At 57.6% G+C, this 17,885-nt stretch carries 17 protein-coding genes and 1 rRNA gene (1 of these 18 running past the window's edge); 13 read left to right on the forward strand and 5 right to left on the reverse strand.

Annotated features, from left to right (window positions below; all coding sequences use genetic code 11):
- The first annotated feature begins 43 nt into the window (after positions 1-43).
- From ABH912_RS25100 to ABH912_RS25110, 3 genes are read left to right on the forward strand one after another with little or no spacing between them, the layout of a single operon-like run.
- Entirely contained in the window at positions 44-1,027 is a 984-nt protein-coding gene (locus ABH912_RS25100) for a FecCD family ABC transporter permease (protein ID WP_197281707.1), read from the forward strand.
- Positions 1,027-1,794 (forward strand): heme ABC transporter ATP-binding protein, encoded by a 768-nt coding sequence (locus ABH912_RS25105; RefSeq protein ID WP_033054363.1) that lies wholly within the window; start codon positions 1,027-1,029, stop codon positions 1,792-1,794. Before ABH912_RS25100 ends, ABH912_RS25105 begins: the two co-directional genes overlap by 1 nt.
- 20 nt (positions 1,795-1,814) lie before the next feature.
- Positions 1,815-2,666, forward strand: coding sequence for a ChaN family lipoprotein (locus ABH912_RS25110; RefSeq protein ID WP_033054365.1), 852 nt, complete (start codon positions 1,815-1,817; stop codon positions 2,664-2,666).
- Between the two features lie 233 nt (positions 2,667-2,899).
- Here the strand turns inward: ABH912_RS25110 and ABH912_RS25115 are convergent, their stop codons facing one another.
- From ABH912_RS25115 to ABH912_RS25130, 4 genes are all read right to left on the reverse strand, one after another.
- Positions 2,900-3,700, reverse strand: coding sequence for a Crp/Fnr family transcriptional regulator (locus tag ABH912_RS25115; protein ID WP_033054367.1), 801 nt, complete (start codon positions 3,698-3,700; stop codon positions 2,900-2,902).
- Positions 3,701-3,715: 15 nt separating this feature from the next.
- A complete protein-coding gene (locus tag ABH912_RS25120; RefSeq protein ID WP_003228231.1) occupies positions 3,716-3,988 on the reverse strand; it encodes a TfoX/Sxy family protein in 273 nt (90 codons plus the stop codon).
- Positions 3,989-4,234: 246 nt separating this feature from the next.
- Positions 4,235-4,579, reverse strand: coding sequence for a pentapeptide repeat-containing protein (locus tag ABH912_RS25125; protein WP_033054368.1), 345 nt, complete (start codon positions 4,577-4,579; stop codon positions 4,235-4,237).
- A gap of 91 nt (positions 4,580-4,670) precedes the next feature.
- Positions 4,671-6,227 carry an AAA family ATPase gene (locus ABH912_RS25130; protein ID WP_429511895.1) on the reverse strand — a complete coding sequence of 519 codons (1,557 nt, stop codon included), beginning with the start codon at positions 6,225-6,227 and terminating at the stop codon, positions 4,671-4,673.
- Positions 6,228-6,345: 118 nt separating this feature from the next.
- On the opposite strand from ABH912_RS25130, the gene mrcB reads away from it, so the two are divergent.
- From mrcB to ABH912_RS25145, 3 genes are read left to right on the forward strand one after another with little or no spacing between them, the layout of a single operon-like run.
- The gene (gene mrcB / locus ABH912_RS25135) at positions 6,346-8,670 is read left to right on the forward strand and encodes a penicillin-binding protein 1B (protein WP_429511896.1); all 2,325 of its coding nucleotides are present in this window, start codon (positions 6,346-6,348) and stop codon (positions 8,668-8,670) included.
- A 16-nt stretch (positions 8,671-8,686) separates the two neighbouring features.
- Positions 8,687-9,421: a tetratricopeptide repeat protein gene (locus ABH912_RS25140; protein WP_033054372.1), complete on the forward strand. Its 735-nt coding sequence runs from the start codon at positions 8,687-8,689 to the stop codon at positions 9,419-9,421.
- A complete protein-coding gene (locus tag ABH912_RS25145) occupies positions 9,421-9,756 on the forward strand; it encodes a YqcC family protein (RefSeq protein ID WP_033054374.1) in 336 nt (111 codons plus the stop codon). The genes ABH912_RS25140 and ABH912_RS25145 overlap by 1 nt, the downstream gene beginning before the upstream one ends.
- 105 nt (positions 9,757-9,861) lie before the next feature.
- Here ABH912_RS25145 and ABH912_RS25150 read toward each other — a convergent pair whose 3' ends face one another.
- Positions 9,862-10,284, reverse strand: coding sequence for a DUF4124 domain-containing protein (locus tag ABH912_RS25150; protein ID WP_429511897.1), 423 nt, complete (start codon positions 10,282-10,284; stop codon positions 9,862-9,864).
- 400 nt (positions 10,285-10,684) lie between these two features.
- Between ABH912_RS25150 and ABH912_RS25155 the strand changes: the two genes are divergently transcribed.
- From ABH912_RS25155 to ABH912_RS25185, 7 genes are all read left to right on the forward strand, one after another.
- A complete protein-coding gene (locus ABH912_RS25155; RefSeq protein WP_033054390.1) occupies positions 10,685-12,409 on the forward strand; it encodes an acetolactate synthase 3 large subunit in 1,725 nt (574 codons plus the stop codon).
- Positions 12,410-12,411: 2 nt separating this feature from the next.
- Positions 12,412-12,903, forward strand: coding sequence for an acetolactate synthase small subunit (gene ilvN, locus ABH912_RS25160; protein WP_003176102.1), 492 nt, complete (start codon positions 12,412-12,414; stop codon positions 12,901-12,903).
- A 48-nt stretch (positions 12,904-12,951) separates the two neighbouring features.
- Entirely contained in the window at positions 12,952-13,968 is a 1,017-nt protein-coding gene (ilvC, locus tag ABH912_RS25165) for a ketol-acid reductoisomerase (RefSeq protein WP_007948647.1), read from the forward strand.
- Between the two features lie 143 nt (positions 13,969-14,111).
- On the forward strand, positions 14,112-14,966 hold the full coding sequence (gene pssA, locus ABH912_RS25170; RefSeq protein ID WP_008156794.1) for a CDP-diacylglycerol--serine O-phosphatidyltransferase: 855 nt from the start codon (positions 14,112-14,114) through the stop codon (positions 14,964-14,966).
- Between the two features lie 58 nt (positions 14,967-15,024).
- The gene (msrP, locus tag ABH912_RS25175) at positions 15,025-16,038 is read left to right on the forward strand and encodes a protein-methionine-sulfoxide reductase catalytic subunit MsrP (RefSeq protein ID WP_429511898.1); all 1,014 of its coding nucleotides are present in this window, start codon (positions 15,025-15,027) and stop codon (positions 16,036-16,038) included.
- Positions 16,038-16,658 carry a protein-methionine-sulfoxide reductase heme-binding subunit MsrQ gene (msrQ, locus tag ABH912_RS25180; RefSeq protein ID WP_033054379.1) on the forward strand — a complete coding sequence of 207 codons (621 nt, stop codon included), beginning with the start codon at positions 16,038-16,040 and terminating at the stop codon, positions 16,656-16,658. Before msrP ends, msrQ begins: the two co-directional genes overlap by 1 nt.
- 544 nt (positions 16,659-17,202) lie before the next feature.
- Positions 17,203-17,885, forward strand: a 16S ribosomal RNA gene (locus ABH912_RS25185); it runs 856 nt beyond the window's last position.

Genomic DNA, 17,885 nt, shown 5'->3' on the forward strand with positions numbered 1-17,885 from the left:
GGTTAAACCCCGCGCTTTATTCGTTGGTCTGATCCTGCTGTGTGTGTTGGCCATCTGGTTGTCGTTGGCGCTTGGGCCGGTGAGCTTGCCGTTGTTCGACACCTTGCGTGCAGCCCTGCGGCTGGTGGGTGTACCGATCGCGCCCGACGGGCTGGAACAGGCCGAGCTGATCCTCGGGCAGATTCGCTTGCCGCGAACCTTGTTGGGTTTGGCCGTGGGAGGGGTGTTGGCACTGTCCGGCGTGGCGATGCAGGGGTTGTTTCGTAATCCTCTGGCCGATCCGGGGCTGGTCGGCGTCTCCAGCGGTGCGGCATTGGGCGCGGCGATCGCGATTGTCGGTGGCTCGGTATTCGGTGGACTGCCCGAATCCTTCGGGCCTTATCTGTTATCGCTGTGCGCGTTTCTCGGCGGGCTCGGCGTGACGGCGTTGGTGTATCGACTGGGCCGGCGTAACGGGCAGACCAATGTCGCGACCATGCTGTTGGCCGGTATTGCGTTGACTGCGCTGGCCGGCTCCGCCGTGGGGCTGTTCACTTATCTGGCGGATGACGCGACGCTGCGCACCCTGACGTTCTGGAACCTGGGCAGCCTCAATGGCGCCAGCTATTCGCGGCTCTGGCCATTACTGCTGATCAGTGCCGGTGTGGCGTTGTGGCTGCCGCGCCGGGCCAAAGCCTTGAATGCGTTGTTGCTGGGTGAGTCGGAGGCCGGTCACCTGGGCATCGATGTCGAACGGCTCAAGCGCGAATTGGTGTTTTGCACGGCGTTGGGTGTCGGTGCTGCGGTAGCCGCGGCGGGGATGATCGGGTTTGTGGGTCTGGTGGTGCCACATCTGGTGCGACTGCTGGCCGGTCCGGATCATCGTGTGCTGTTGCCAGCGTCAGTATTGGCGGGTGCCAGTCTTTTGTTGTTTGCCGATCTGGTGGCGCGACTGGCCCTGGCGCCGGCTGAATTGCCGATCGGGATCGTCACGGCTTTCATCGGTGCGCCGTTCTTTCTGTATTTATTGCTCAGAGGGCGTGCCTGATGTTGCGAACGCAAAATCTGCAAATCCGTCGGGGCCGAAAGATTGTCCTGACGGACATCACGCTTGAGCTCAAACCAGGCGAAGTCCTCGGTGTGCTGGGGCCTAACGGCGCCGGTAAAAGCACCTTGCTCGGCGCCTTGTGCGGCGAGTTGCAGGCTCATCATGGCAGCGTCTGGCTTGATGAGCGCGAGTTGAACGATTGGACCGGGACGTCGCGAGCGCAGCGTTTGGCGGTATTGCCGCAGGTGTCGACCCTGGACTTCGCCTTTCGTGTCGAAGAAGTGGTCGGCATGGGCCGCCTGCCGCATCAAAGCGGTCGGGTGCGCGATGACGAGATCGTTGCCGCCGCATTGCACGCTGCCGATGCCGGGCATTTGAGTGGTCGCAGCTATCTGGCCTTGTCTGGTGGCGAGCGTCAGCGGGTGCATCTGGCGCGGGTTCTGGCGCAACTCTGGCCGGGCGAAGCAGGGCAAACGTTGTTGCTCGATGAGCCAACGTCGATGCTCGACCCGCTTCATCAGCACACCACGTTGCAAGCCGTGCGCGAGTTCGCCAATCGCGGCGCGGCGGTACTGGTTATCCTGCATGATCTGAACCTGGCCGCGCGCTATTGTGATCGCCTGTTACTGCTCGAAGGCGGGTGCCCTGTGGCGCTCGATACGCCGGAGCAGGTGTTGCGCCCGGAGCCACTCAAGGCCGTGTTCGGGCTGGAAGTGCTGGTGCAGCGGCACCCGGAGCGTGGGCATCCGCTGATCATCGCCCGCTGAGTTTTTTATGGAGTGAAAACATGCGTGGGATTTTGATGCTGGCCTTGCTGATGCTGAGTGCCTGTCAGCATGTTTCGACTCCGCCGCCGGTTGTCGGCGAGATCCGGGACTTGCGCAGCGGTCAGACCTTCACGGCGGAGGAACTGGTTGAGCGGTTGGAGTCGCCTTCACGGCTGATCGTGGGCGAACAGCATGACAATCGCGATCACCATCAACTGCAATTGTGGTTATTGAAGTCGCTGGGTGAGCGGCGAGCTCAAGGCAGTCTGTTGCTGGAAATGCTCACGCCGGATCAACAGCTGCGCGTCGATGACGTTCGTCACGCCTCGACACCACCAGCGGATTTACCCGGTGCACTGGCCTGGCAGTCTGGCTGGGACTGGAATCTGTACGGACCCATCGTTCGTTTCGCCCTGACCCAGCCATACCCGCTGCTGGCAGCCAATCTGGACACGCTTGAAGTCCGTACCGTGTACGCCAACCCTCCGACATTGAGCGGTTCGCGCTCCAACGCTGCTTTAGTCAAGGACGAGTTGCTGAAGCAAGTCAGCGACTCTCACTGTGGTCTGCTGCCCGAATCGCAAATGCCGGCGATGCTGGCGGTCCAGCAACAACGTGACCGACGGATGGCCGAGCGCCTGCGGGCGGCACCCACGCCTTCACTGCTGTTTGCTGGCGCTTACCATGCGCGCAAGGATGTCGGCGTGCCGATTCATGTGCTTGATCTGGGAGAGCGCCAGGCGCCTGTGGTGTTGATGTTGGCGGAGCAGGGCAGCGAGGTCACACCGGCCATGGCGGATTACGTCTGGTACACGCCTGCCACGCCACCGCAGGATTACTGCGCGCAAATGCGTAAGCAATTTGGCAAGTGAGCGAACGACTTTTCTCCAGGCAAAAAAAGACCCGGCAAGAGCCGGGTCAAATAACCGTGATTAGCCTGATGAGGAGATATCTGAGAGTCCGAACCAAGGGCTTTTCAAATATCGACCAGTCTCGCGACCAGTTGTGATAATCATAGCGATTCTCATTACCAAGTCAACCGCTGATTTCTCAGTTCTTTGAAATGCGCTGCTCGTTCGCTTGAAACGCCCGTAATCATTGGGTTTCAGCCAGTGCGGTTGAGCGAACTCATCAGAATGATCTGCTTGTTCAGCAGGTCGATACGTCGTGCCATGCTCTCGATCAGGCTGTGGGCGATCTTCGGATTGCTCTGGGTCAGGCTGAGAAACTGGTCCTTGGGAATCAGCATGACAGTGCTGGGCTCGCTGGTGATTACGCTGGCGTTACGCTTCTCGCCAGTGAACACCGCCATGGTGCCGAAAATCTCGTCCTTGGGTATATCGCCGACTTTATGCCCGTCGACAAAGGCTTCGGCGTGGCCATCAATGATGACAAATACGTGATCCGGTTCATCGCCCTGACGGATCAACACTTCGCCACTGGCCACGCGCTGAAAACCATTGGTGCTTCGAAACTCGGGTTGTTTCAGACGGGCGAGTGCGTCGGACAGCAGGGCGGACTGACCGACCATGTATTGAAGAAATAACTCCGAACGCTCCGGGTCGGCGTAGATGTGCTGAAAAACCTCGGAGCGCAGATAAGGCGTCAGTGTTAACGGGCTATCGCTACGAAAGCGGCAGCGGGGCAGCTCTGTGCCCTGGCGCAAGCCGATCAGATCTCCCTCGTGCAGATAGAACAATGCCCGATCATCGATGCATCCATGCAGCAGGCCATTGTCCAGTACAAACAATTGATTGCCGGGTAACAGGACGGCCAGATCATCGACGGCTGAAAATTCCAGGCTCGGTCCGCAGGGCATCAAACCTTCCAGCAGCCGGACGGGAATATGTTGCAGTCGGTTGATCAGCGCGTCGGCGTAAGCCGGTTGTTCCCCAAGTAGGTACATGGCTGCTGCGTCCGTTCAGTTCTTGTGACGTGACGAGATAGCTTCCAGCTGTTTGTTCAAGGCGTCCTTGCGCTCGGCGGGAATGTCATTCCAATGCACATCCATCAGGGCGCCTTCGATGGCATATAACAACACCTTGGATGCCCGAAACCCGCGCGTGCGCACGGCCCGATAAGCATCCACCGCCCCCAGTCGACGCAAGTCCGAGGCGCTGTGGATGCCCACGGCATGAAGCCACTGCGCCGACGTCTTGCCAAGATTCTTCAGGTGCTGCAGTTCATCATTCATCAAGCCTCCTTGCGACGGCCGAACGGTGCGTGGGCGAGCTTCTCAGGAGTGTAGCCATCAGTAGGAAAAGCGTGATTGTTTGGTCGGTTTCGACGCAAAAGCTTCTAAGAGGCGAAGCCCCGAAGCGGTGTGAAAGTCTGCAGGTGCTGTAGGAAGAGAGGGCGGTGGAATCAGGTTTTCTGGCAAAGCATGCCCAGCGTTCAGCGCAAAGTGGGGGGCGCCGAACGGGTCAGTTAAAAGTCGTTTTTAGCGGGTGCGATAACGCAGGCGAGTTCCGAAATTCATCGACATCAGGATCTCGTCAGCACTCAGCTCTGGCGGGAAGTAGGCGCCGGAGATCTGTGCGTGAGCAAGGCTCGCGCCTTCCAGGGAGGCTTTGCGAAAGTCGATGCCGCGCAAGTCGGCGGAGCGGAAGTAGGCATCGCTAAAGTCGACGCCGTCAGCGTTCAGTTCACGCAGGTCCAGCCCCCGGAAATCGCCACCGACCATGTCGATAGGTCCGTCTTTTGGACGCTCGTTGTTGAAGCCAGTGATGTCGTCTTTGTGCAGCAAAGCATAAAGCGGGGTGTCGAGAAGTTTCGGCTGGCTCATGTCAGATCACCTGTTGGTTTTATGACGCCAGTATAGTGCCACTATTTGACAGCCGTGAAGCCGGCGAAGGCTTCACGGCTGAAATAGTTTCTTACAGACCCGGCAGGCGCTGGCGAATCTGTGCAACGACTGTGTCGAGGGTTCCGCTTTCATTGGTCTGAACGCGTTTGCTGCAGAGAATCTCTGCCGGCGTCAGAGCCTCGCGAGTGGCTTGCTGGGCTTCGATAACCGCCAGGTTGGCGTCTGACGGGTCCTTTTGGTCTGCCTGACGCAGGGCCAGCCAGCTCTCGATCACCGCTTGCGGCGCATTGCAATCGAGGATCAGGAATGGCGCGCCAGTGGCTTCGGCGATTTTCGCTGCGCCGTCACGCTGGTCGCGCTTGAGGTAAGTCGCATCGACGACCACCGGGAAGCCAGCACGCAGGATCACTGCGGCAATTTCATGCAGGCGGGTGTAAGTGGCGGCGCTGGCGTCGACGCTATAGATGCCGGCCTGCGGGTCGTTTGGCACGGTTTGATCGCCGAACAGACGTTTGCGCTCTACATCGGATCGCAGGCGAATGGCGCCCAATGCTTCCACCAGGCGCATGGCCACGTGGCTCTTGCCGACGGCAGAAACACCGTGGGTGATGGCCATGAAGCGCGAAGGAATGGTGCTGTAGCTTTCCGCCAGGTTGGCGTAATTGCGGTACTGACGCAGGGTGGTGGCTCGCTGCACCGGGTCGGCCTCGGCAGGCATGCTGAACAGGCTGACCTTGGCGCGAACCAGTGCGCGATAGGCTTTATAGAAGTTCAGCAACTCAAGGCCCTGGTAATCGCCGGTCAGTTCCAGGTACTGGCTGATGAAGCGGCGCGCCAGACTCTTCAGGCCACGGTCTTCCAGGTCCATCGCCAGGAAGCCGGTGTCGGCGTAAACGTCGGTGAAGCGGAACGGTTCGTTGAACTCGATGCAGTCGAAGATCACGACCTTGCCGTCGATCACGGTGGCGTTGCCCAGGTGGATGTCACCGTGGCATTCGCGGATGAAACCGTCGGCTTTGCGCTGGGCGAACAGTGGCTTGAGGCGTTCGAAGCTGCTTTCGGCCCAGGCTTGCAGCGCATCAAGTTGCAGCAGATCGGCCTTGTCGCTGAGGAACGGGCGGATCTGTTCGAAATTCTGGCGTACCGGCGCCATCACGCTGTCCGGCGTGCCGGCTTCGTGTTCGGCAGGCACTTTCGGTGCGCTGAGGTGGAATTGGGCGATCTGCGCGGCCATCTCGTCGATGTGCAAGGGGGTCAATTCGCCGTTGGCTTGCAACGTGCTGAGCAGTTGGCTCTGTGGGAATTGACGCATTTTCAGTGCGTAATCGACGACCGGACCCTCGCCACCCAGTTGTGGTGCTTCGGCGCTGCCGGTGATTGGCAACACTTCGAGGTACAAATTGTTGGTCAGGCGCTGGTTAAGACGCAGCTCTTCCCCGCAAAAATGCTTGCGGGCATCGAGGTTGGTGAAGTCCAGGAAGCCGAAATTCACTGGTTTCTTCACTTTATAAGCAAACGGGCCGGTGAGGATTACCCAGGAAATATGGGTTTCGATGACCTGGAACCCGTCTACGGGATGCGGGTAGAGGGCCGGGTTTTGCAGGGCAGCGATCAGGGACTGGCTCACAGGCGATCCTTCAGAGTCTGGGGAAAATTCACGGCCGTCATTATGGCCGCAAGTCCGTCTGACGCAAACCTCGGAGGGCTCCTGTTGAGTATGAATAAAGTGCGTATAATCCGCCGCCATGACTCGTACTCGATCCCCCCGCACCCCCAAAAAACCACCTTCCAAGGGCCTGCGCCCCTGGCTGGGCTGGGCCCTTAAACTCAGTCTGGTCGGCCTTGTGGTGCTGGCCGGATTCGCGGTTTACCTCGACGCGATTGTCCAGGAGAAGTTCTCCGGCAAGCGCTGGACCATCCCGGCCAAGGTGTACGCGCGCCCGCTGGAGCTGTTCGTCGGACAAAAGCTCAGCAAGGACGATTTTCTGACCGAGCTCGATGCCTTGGGCTATCGACGTGAAAGCGTGAGCAATGGACCCGGCGCGGCGGCTGTCAGCGGCAATACCGTCGACTTGAATACCCGTGGCTTCCAGTTCTATGAAGGCATGGAGCAAGCGCAACCCGTACGGGTGCGCTTCTCTGGCGACTACGTGGCCGAACTTTCGGCGACCAACGGTTCGAAGCTCTCTGTGGTGCGGTTGGAACCGCTACTGATCGGCGGGATTTACCCGAAAAATCTCGAAGATCGCATTTTGATCAAAATTGATCAGGTCCCGCCGTATCTGCTGGAAACTCTGGTTGCCGTGGAAGACCGGGATTTCTACGGCCACTGGGGCGTGTCACCCAAGTCGATTGCCCGAGCCATCTATGTCAACACCTCTGGCGGCAAGATGACCCAGGGCGGCAGTACGCTGACGCAACAATTGGTCAAGAACTTCTACCTGACCAGCGAACGCAGCCTGACCCGTAAACTTACCGAAGCCATGATGGCGTTGTTGCTTGAGCTGCATTACGACAAACGAGAAATTCTTGAGGCTTACCTCAATGAAGTGTTCGTCGGTCAGGATGGGCAGCGCGCGGTGCACGGTTTCGGCTTGGCAAGCCAGTTTTTCTTCGGGCAGCCGTTGTCTGAACTGAAGCTGCATCAAGTCGCGATGTTGGTGGGCATGGTCAAGGGGCCGTCCTATTACAACCCTCGTCGCAACCCGGAACGGGCGCTTGAGCGGCGCAATCTCGTACTCGATGTACTTGAGCAACAGGGCGTTGCTACCGCTGATCAGGTCGCTGCTGCGAAGAAAATGCCACTGGGTGTGACCACTCGCGGCAAGCTGGCGGACAGCTCGTTCCCGGGCTTCCTCGACTTGGTCAAGCGTCAGTTGCGCGAAGACTATCGCGACGAAGACTTGACCGAAGAAGGCCTGCGGATCTTCACCAGTTTCGACCCGATCCTGCAGATGAAAGCCGAGGCGTCGGTCAACGACACCTTCAAGAGACTCTCCGGGCGCAAGGGTTCCGATGAGGTTGAAGCGGCCATGGTCGTGACTAACCCCGAAACCGGTGAAGTCCAGGCCATGATCGGCAGTCGTCAGGCAAGTTTTGCCGGCTTCAACCGTGCGCTGGATGCTGTGCGACCGATCGGTTCTTTGATCAAGCCGGCGGTTTATCTGACAGCCCTTGAGAAGCCGAGCCAGTACACCTTGACCAGTTGGCTGTCGGACGATTCCTTCTCGGTCAAAGGCGAGGACGGCCAAGTCTGGAAACCGCAGAACTACGATCGCCGCTCCCATGGCACTGTATTTCTGTATCAGGGCCTGGCGCATTCTTACAACCTGTCGACCGCGCGTCTCGGGTTGGCGGTGGGCGTGCCGAATGTCCTCAAGACCCTGGCGCGTCTCGGTGTGAGTCGCGAATTCCCGGCGTTCCCGTCGATGTTGCTGGGCGCTGGCGGTCTGACCCCGATCGAAGTGGCGACCATGTACCAGACCCTGGCCAACGGAGGTTTCAATACGCCGATGCGCGGGATCCGTAGCGTATTGACCGCTGAAGGCGAACCGCTCAAACGTTATCCGTTCCAGATTCAGCAGCGTTTCGATCCGGCCTCCATTTACCTGATCCAGAGCGCCATGCAGCGAGTCATGCGTGAAGGTACCGGCAGTTCGGTTTACAACGTGTTGCCGAAAACCCTGACCCTGGCCGGCAAGACCGGTACCAGTAACGATTCGCGGGACAGCTGGTTTGCCGGTTTCAGTCAGGACCTGCTGGCAGTGGTCTGGCTGGGGCGCGATGACAACGGCAAGACTCCGTTCACCGGCGCCACCGGTGCGCTGCAGGTCTGGACCAGTTTCATGCGCAAGGCCGATCCGTTGCCGCTGGACATGCCGCAGCCAGACAACATTGTTCAGGCCTGGGTCGATTCGCGTACCGGGCAAGGCTCTGATGCCAACTGCCCAGGCGCGGTGCAGATGCCGTATATTCGCGGCAGTGAACCGCCTCCCGGTGCCGCTTGCGGTGGCGAAAGCCCTGTTTCCGGCGAAACGGTGATGGATTGGGTCAAGGGCTGGATGAATTAAGCAAAGAGGGTTTCAAGTGAACAAGTGGTTGATTCCAGCGGTTACCGCCGTGGCTTTGCTCAGCGGTTGCTCCTCCGTACAACGCGGGTCGATTCCGGTTGTGGATTCCGGTAGCGCCGTTTCGAACAGTGAACGGGTTTCGGCGAATGGTGGTTTCCGTCAGACGACGACTAAACGTCCTGTGCAAGCCCAGACCCAGGCAATCCCGCAAGGTGATACCGGCGTCGTCGTGATGGTGCCAGGTGGTGGCGCAGTGACGTCGGCACCGATCAGCACTGCGCCGATTACGCCAGGCCCGATTACCCCGGGGCCGATCGATACCTCGCCGGTTCAGTCGGCACCGGTCAATCAGGGCAGCTACAGCATGCCGTCGACGCCGAGCGGGATTCCTTCGGCGAACTCCGGTGGCTTGTCTGCCGACGAGCAATTGGACGGTCCGGTTCTGGCCTTGCTGACCACCGCTCAGCAGCAACAGGCGAGCGGTGATCTCAACGGTGCTTCCTCCAGCCTCGAGCGCGCCCAGCGTGTTGCGCCGCGTGAGCCGCAAGTGCTTTATCGTCTGGCTCAGGTGCGTATGGCTCAAGGCGATGCGGCACAAGCCGAGCAGTTTGCTCGTCGTGGCCTGACCTTCGCCAACGGTCGTCCGGCACTTCAGGCCAGTCTGTGGCAATTGATCGCTCAGGCGCGTGAGAAACAGGGTGATTCTGCTGGCGCAGCATTGGCCCGTCAGAAGGCCAAGGTATCGCTGTGATGGATGCGCGCTTTCCGAAGATTGCCGAACAGTTGCTATTGATCGAGCGCGAGCTGCGGGTTCAGGGTTGGTGGGACGAGGTCTCGCCCTCCGCCGAAGCGCTTTCCAGTGTCGAACCATTCTCGGTCGATACGCTGGATTTCGAGCAGTGGCTGCAATGGATCTTTCTTCCGCGGATGAAGGTGATCCTCGAGCAGGATCTGCCCTTGCCAAACGCTTCGGGAATTCAGGAGATGGCCGAAATGGTCTTCGCTGCCCGTAATGTTCAAGGCAAGGACCGGCAGTTGCAGGTGCTGCTCAAAGAGTTTGATCTACTGATCACCGCCTCCCGCTAACGCCGATCCGTTGTAGGAGCTGTCGAGTGAAACGAGGCTGCGATCTTTTGACTTTGCTTTTAAAAGGATCGCAGCCTCGCTTCACTCGACAGCTCCTACAGGGGTTTATTGGCAGTTATCCGCAATCTGATTCTGTGTTTCGCTGATGCGCTCCTGACGTTGCTGGTCAGTCAGGCGGCGCATCTCGCCTTCGACATCCTCCCGTATTCTCGGATTGTTCTGCAGCTGAGCCAGGTTCGTCCGCGCCTGTTCGCAGAATGCCTTTAGCTGGGCTTGCTCCTCGGTCACCTGCTTTTTAACTTTCTTGTCGATCGCCTGTTGATCACCGATGGCGCCGCTGCGTGGCGGCGGGGGCTGGTTGCTTGCAGGCGAGGAGGGCGTGACCACGGTGGTGGCTTCCCGGCCTTGGGGCGGCTGGGCGTCGAAGTGGGTAACGCCTTGGGCGTCGACCCATTTATAGATCTGAGCGGCCATGCACAAAGGGCTGATGCCAATCAGCAGGCTGACGGTCAGGAAAAACGTTCGCATGCCATTTCCTTGTATTGGGTTGCGCAATTGAAGCTAACACAGTTGCTGTTTAGAGGTTTTTTCTTGCTTTCTCATGTGCTTAGTTCAATAAAGCACATAGACGACTTGACTTGGAGAGGACGAAACAGAAGAATCCAAAGTCCGCTGTAGAGGGACTGCCAGAAGCAGGCCCGCTCAGCAGATCATGAGGCGCACATCCGCGCCGACCTGTTACACCCGCAACGCGTTACCTCGCGCTGGGTGGGAAAGGCCCGCAACACTTGGGACGATCCCAATACTTGCTCAGTCAGTGCTGACGTAGTCGGCGACCACCGTCGCTCATGCTCTGCTGAGAAGTAAACCTATTAAGACCCGTCCCCTTTTATGTGGACGGTATTCTGGCGTTTTAGAGGTGAACAACGTGGAGCTTTTATCTGGCGGTGAGATGCTCGTCCGCTTTTTGCGTGACGAAGGCGTCAAATATATCTACGGGTACCCGGGTGGTGCTCTTCTTCATGTCTACGATGCCCTGTTCAAAGAACCGGAAGTGACCCACATCCTGGTTCGTCACGAACAGGCTGCGACCCATATGGCTGACGGTTATGCCCGTGCCACCGGTAAAGCCGGTGTGGTACTGGTGACCTCCGGCCCGGGCGCAACCAACGCCATCACCGGTATTGCCACGGCCTACATGGACTCCATTCCGATGGTGGTCATTTCCGGCCAGGTGCCTAGCACCATGGTGGGCACCGATGCGTTCCAGGAAACCGACATGATCGGTATCTCCCGGCCGATCGTGAAGCACAGCTTCATGATCAAGCACGCGTCGGAAATCCCGGAAGTCATGAAGAAAGCGTTCTACCTCGCGCAATCCGGTCGTCCTGGTCCGGTCGTTGTCGATATCCCGAAAGACATGACCAACCCGGCCGAGAAGTTCGAATACATCTTCCCGAAAAAAGCCAAGCTGCGTTCCTACAGCCCGGCCGTTCGCGGTCACTCCGGGCAAATCCGCAAGGCGGCAGAAATGCTCCTGGCGGCCAAGCGTCCTGTGATGTACGCAGGCGGCGGCGTGATTCTCGGTGGTGGCTCCGCGCCGCTGACCGAGCTGGCGAAGATGCTCAACCTGCCAGTGACCAATACCCTGATGGGTCTGGGTGCCTACCCTGGCACCGACCGTCAGTTCATCGGCATGCTCGGCATGCACGGCAGCTACACCGCTAACCTGGCGATGCACCATGCCGACGTAATCCTTGCAGTCGGCGCTCGTTTCGATGACCGCGTGATCAACGGCCCGGCCAAGTTCTGCCCGAATGCCAAGATCATTCACATCGACATCGACCCGGCTTCGATTTCCAAGACCATCAAGGCAGACGTACCTATCGTCGGTCCGGTCGAGAGTGTCCTGACCGAGATGGTCGCGATCCTCAAGGAAATTGGCGAGACCCCGAACAAGGAGTCTGTTGCCAGCTGGTGGAAGCAAGTTGATGAGTGGCGCGGTGACCGCGGCCTGTTCCCTTACGACAAGGGCGACGGCAGCGTCATCAAGCCGCAGACCGTGATCGAAACCCTGTGCGAAGTCACCAAGGGCGATGCCTTTGTGGCCTCCGACGTGGGCCAGCACCAAATGTTTGCGGCGCAGTACTACACGTTCAACAAGCCGAACCGCTGGATCAATTCCGGTGGCCTGGGCACCATGGGCTTCGGTTTTCCGGCGGCCATGGGCATCAAGCTTAGCTTCCCGGATGACGACGTCGTCTGCGTGACGGGCGAGGGCAGTATCCAGATGAACATTCAGGAACTGTCCACCTGTCTGCAATATGGCTTGCCGGTGAAAATCGTCATCCTGAACAATGGTGTTCTGGGTATGGTTCGCCAGTGGCAAGACATGAGCTATGGTAGCCGTCACTCGCATTCCTACATGGAGTCGTTGCCTGACTTCGTCAAGTTGGCGGAGGCCTATGGTCACGTCGGCATGCGCATCACCGACTCGAAAGATTTGAAGTCGAAGATGGAGGAAGCGTTTGCCATGAAAGATCGCCTGGTGGTGCTCGATATTTCGGTCGACACCAGCGAGCACGTCTACCCGATGCAGATCAAAGACGGCTCCATGCGCGATATGTGGCTGAGCAAGACGGAGCGTACTTAATCATGCGGCACATTATTTCCTTGCTTCTGGAAAACGAACCTGGCGCTCTGTCTCGTGTAGTCGGCCTGTTCTCGCAGCGCAACTACAACATCGAAAGCCTGACCGTGGCACCTACCGAAGACCCGACCCTGTCGCGTCTGACGCTGACCACGGTTGGCCACGATGAAGTGATCGAGCAGATCACCAAGAACCTGAACAAGTTGATCGAAGTGGTCAAACTGGTCGACCTGTCGGAGAGTGCTCACATCGAGCGCGAGCTGATGCTGGTCAAGGTCAAGGCCACCGGTGCCCAGCGCGCCGAGATCAAACGCACTACCGATATTTATCGTGGGCAGATCGTTGACGTCAGCGCTAGCGTGTATACCGTTCAATTGACCGGTACCAGCGATAAGCTCGACAGCTTCATTCAGTCCATTGGCACCGCCTCGATTCTGGAGACCGTCCGCAGCGGCGTAACCGGTATTGCCCGCGGCGACAAAGTACTCAGCATCTAAACCAAATTAGCGAATGGCCTGAACGGCCTGGATATATAGGGGAATTTCATGAAAGTTTATTACGAAAAAGACTGCGACCTGTCGATCATCCAGGGCAAGAAAGTTGCCATCATCGGTTACGGTTCCCAGGGCCACGCTCAAGCGTGCAACCTGAAAGACTCCGGCGTTGACGTTACTGTTGGTCTGCGTAAAGGTTCGGCGACTGTTGCCAAAGCCGAAGCTCACGGCCTGAAAGTGACCGACGTTGCTTCCGCTGTTGCGGCTGCCGACCTGGTCATGATCCTGACCCCGGACGAGTTCCAGTCCGCTCTGTACAAGAACGAAATCGAGCCGAACATCAAGAAAGGCGCCACCCTGGCCTTCTCCCACGGCTTCGCGATCCACTACAACCAGGTTGTTCCGCGCGCTGACCTCGACGTGATCATGATCGCGCCGAAAGCTCCGGGCCACACCGTGCGCTCCGAGTTCGTCAAAGGCGGCGGTATCCCTGACCTGATCGCTATCTATCAGGATGCTTCCGGCAACGCCAAAAACGTTGCACTGTCCTACGCCGCTGGCGTTGGTGGCGGTCGTACCGGCATCATCGAAACCACCTTCAAGGACGAGACTGAAACCGACCTGTTCGGCGAACAAGCCGTTCTGTGCGGCGGTACCGTTGAGCTGGTTAAAGCCGGTTTCGAAACCCTGGTTGAAGCTGGCTACGCGCCGGAAATGGCCTACTTCGAATGCCTGCACGAACTGAAACTGATCGTTGACCTCATGTACGAAGGCGGTATCGCCAACATGAACTACTCGATCTCCAACAACGCTGAATACGGCGAGTACGTGACTGGTCCGGAAGTGATCAACGCCGAATCCCGTCAGGCCATGCGCAACGCCCTGAAACGTATTCAGGACGGCGAATACGCCAAGATGTTCATCAGCGAAGGCGCTACCGGCTATCCTTCGATGACCGCCAAGCGTCGTAACAACGCCGCTCACGGTATCGAAATCATCGGCGAGCAACTGCGCTCCATGATGCCGTGGATCGGTGCCAACAAGATCGTCGACAAAGCTAAAAACTAAGTCGCGCACTTGTACGAAAAACGCGGCCTAGGCCGCGTTTTTTCGTTTGGGTGGCTGGTTCTGGTATAAAGCTGCATCGTTTGCGGCCGAACCGTCGTCCCAGACACCTGTCCAAACTTCCACCCCGTTGCAAGGTAATGTCCATGAGCGAACGTCCCGAAGAGCCAAACCAGGCTTCTGACGCCGAAAGCCTGCTGCCCATCGATGAACACATCGAGGAAGGGCATGACGCTGAAGGCCGTAAAGTCCGGCATCGTGGTATCTATCTTCTGCCGAATCTGTTCACCACTGCGAATCTGTTCGCGGGGTTTTATTCCATCATCAACTCGATGAGCGCCCAGAGCGCCTTGAGTGCCGGTGATTCGATTGGTGCGAGCAAGTATTTTGCTTTTGCAGCGATCGCGATTTTTGTCGCGATGGTGCTCGATGGCCTCGATGGTCGCGTTGCCCGTATGACCAATACCCAGAGCGCCTTCGGTGCCGAGTACGATTCGCTGTCCGACATGGTCGCCTTTGGTGTCGCGCCGGCTTTGCTGGCGTTCGGTTGGGCCTTGGGCGACATGGGGAAGGTCGGCTGGATGGTTGCCTTCATTTATGTAGCTGGTGCAGCGTTGCGTCTGGCGCGTTTCAATACCCAGGTCGGCACTGCGGACAAGCGCTACTTCATCGGTCTGGCCAGTCCGGCTGCGGCTGGTGTGGTTGCAGGCATTGTCTGGGCGTTCAGTGATTACGGCATTCAGGGCTCGAAGATGTCCTTTCTGGTTGCACTGATGGTCGCTGCCGCCGGCATGCTGATGGTCAGCAACATCAAGTACAACAGCTTCAAGGAGCTGGACTTGAAAGGGCGTGTACCTTTCGTGGCGATTCTCGCCGTGGTGTTGGTGTTTGCCGTGGTGTTCAGTGATCCGCCGCGCATCCTGCTGCTGGTTTTCCTCGCTTATGCAGCCTCTGGCCCGGTTCAATATCTGTTACGTCTTCGTCGCCACAAAAACGCTTAACTTCCCTCATACTCCGCAGTCTATTGGTGCATCTGTTCTCCAAAGCTGCGGAGTTGCCATGCTGATCAAAGTCTCCAAAGCGTCTGACTGCCACGAGTCGGACGTCACGCCTGAATCCTTCTATCTATCTCGTCGCAATGTGCTCGGTGCCGCCGTCTCCGGTTTGGCCGTGAGCAGCCTACCGCGCTGGGCCTGTGCCGAGGATGCTGCGCGTTATGCGGATGTCGAGCCTGGCAAGGCGCCTTCCTGGTTTGCCGAAAAACTGCCTGCTACCAAATGGGGGGCGGTCAACGTCAAGGATGAGGCGATCACGCCATTCAAGGACGCGACCCATTACAACAACTTCTATGAGTTCGGCACCGATAAAGGTGATCCTGCCGCCAACGCCGGCGCGCTGAAAACCGAGCCTTGGAGTGTGGTGGTGGACGGGGAGGTGGGCAAGCCGGGGCGGTATGCACTGGAAGACTTCATGAAGCCTTATCAGTTGGAGGAGCGCATCTACCGTCTTCGCTGTGTAGAGGCCTGGTCAATGGTCATTCCATGGATCGGATTTCCCATCTCGGCCTTGCTCAAGGAAGTCGAGCCGACGTCCAAAGCCAAATTCATTCGCTTCGAAACCCTGGAAGATCCCAAGAGCATGCCCGGGCAACGTTCCGGTTTTGCCCTGATTGACTGGCCTTATGTGGAAGGGCTGCGCCTGGATGAGGCGATGAACCCGTTGGCGATTCTTGCTGTGGGTATGTACGGGCGGGAGTTGCCGAATCAGAACGGTGCGCCTCTGCGTTTGGTGGTCCCGTGGAAGTACGGCTTCAAGAGCATCAAATCCATCGTGCGGATCAGTCTGGTGAGTGAGCAGCCGAAAACCACCTGGCAGAGCATTGCCGCGGATGAATATGGTTTTTATGCGAACGTGAATCCTGCGGTCGACCATCCACGTTGGACTCAGGCGCGCGAGCGGCGTTTACCGAGCGGACTGTTCAAGCCCAACGTGCGGGATACGCAGATGTTCAATGGCTACTCGGATGAAGTTGCCTCTTTATATGCAGGGCTCGATTTGCGGAAGAACTACTGATGCGATTTCCGTTTTGGCGAATTGGCGTCTTTATAGCTGCTGCGGTCTGGCCGCTGCTTTGGTTGTATCAGGCCTGGGAGGATGTGCTGGGGCCTGATCCGGGCAAGGTGCTGGTTGACCGGTTGGGGCTGGGGACTCTTGTCCTGCTACTCATTACTTTAAGCATGACACCTGTGCAGAGGCTTACCGGTTGGGCGGGGTGGGTTGCTGTCCGGCGGCAACTGGGGCTGTGGTGCTTCGCTTATGTGGTTTTGCATTTGAGTGGGTATATGGCGTTCATCCTCGGCTTTGATTGGTCGCAGTTAGGTGTCGAGTTGCGTAAACGGCCGTACATTATTGTCGGGACGCTGGGGTTTCTCTGTTTATTGGCCTTGGCGGCGACCTCAAATCGCTATAGTCAGCGGCGTTTGGGTTCTCGCTGGAAGAAGCTACATCGTCTTGCCTATGTAGTTCTCGGGCTTGGATTGCTGCATATGTTGTGGATCGTGCGTGCTGATCTTAAGGAGTGGGCGGTTTACGCTTCTATAGGTGCATTGCTATTAGTGTTGCGACTACCCCCTGTAACCCGCCGAATCCCACGATTAATAGCCAAAAAGACATCTTCTGCACGAAAAGCATAATTAAGGGTTGACGGCAGATTCTGGAAGTCTATAATTCGCCCCACTTCCGGCGCAGTCGAAATGGAAAACTCCTTGATAAACAATGAGTTACGCAGTTTTCGACAGCGAGTGGCTTCAGCTCATCGAAGCCCAGAAGGAGTTGGAAGAGCAGGGTGGTTTGGCTCTTTTAACGATTCGATCTTCTCGGTCGAAAGCGGAACAAAAGAGGTGTTGACAGCAGCGAGTAACGCTGTAGAATTCGCCTCCCGCTAACGAGAGATCGAAAGCGCAAGTGGTTGAAGTTGCAAAGGAAACTTTGAAAACTTCGGAAAATAACCGCTTGACAGCAACAGAGGCTGCTGTAGAATGCGCGCCTCGGTTGAGACGAAAGATCTTAACCAATCGCTCTTTAACAACTGAATCAAGCAATTCGTGTGGGTGCTTGTGGAGTCAGACTGATAGTCAACAAGATTATCAGCATCACAAGTTGCTCCGCGAGAAATCAAAGATGTAACCAACGATTGCTGAGCCAAGTTTAGGGTTTCTTAAAAACCCAAAGATGTTTGAACTGAAGAGTTTGATCATGGCTCAGATTGAACGCTGGCGGCAGGCCTAACACATGCAAGTCGAGCGGCAGCACGGGTACTTGTACCTGGTGGCGAGCGGCGGACGGGTGAGTAATGCCTAGGAATCTGCCTGGTAGTGGGGGATAACGCTCGGAAACGGACGCTAATACCGCATACGTCCTACGGGAGAAAGCAGGGGACCTTCGGGCCTTGCGCTATCAGATGAGCCTAGGTCGGATTAGCTAGTTGGTGAGGTAATGGCTCACCAAGGCGACGATCCGTAACTGGTCTGAGAGGATGATCAGTCACACTGGAACTGAGACACGGTCCAGACTCCTACGGGAGGCAGCAGTGGGGAATATTGGACAATGGGCGAAAGCCTGATCCAGCCATGCCGCGTGTGTGAAGAAGGTCTTCGGATTGTAAAGCACTTTAAGTTGGGAGGAAGGGCATTAACCTAATACGTTAGTGTTTTGACGTTACCGACAGAATAAGCACCGGCTAACTCTGTGCCAGCAGCCGCGGTAATACAGAGGGTGCAAGCGTTAATCGGAATTACTGGGCGTAAAGCGCGCGTAGGTGGTTTGTTAAGTTGGATGTGAAATCCCCGGGCTCAACCTGGGAACTGCATTCAAAACTGACAAGCTAGAGTATGGTAGAGGGTGGTGGAATTTCCTGTGTA

Source organism: Pseudomonas sp. BT76 TE3572 (assembly GCF_050435365.1).
In the GTDB taxonomy this organism is placed as follows: Bacteria; Pseudomonadota; Gammaproteobacteria; order Pseudomonadales; family Pseudomonadaceae; genus Aquipseudomonas; species Aquipseudomonas fluorescens_W.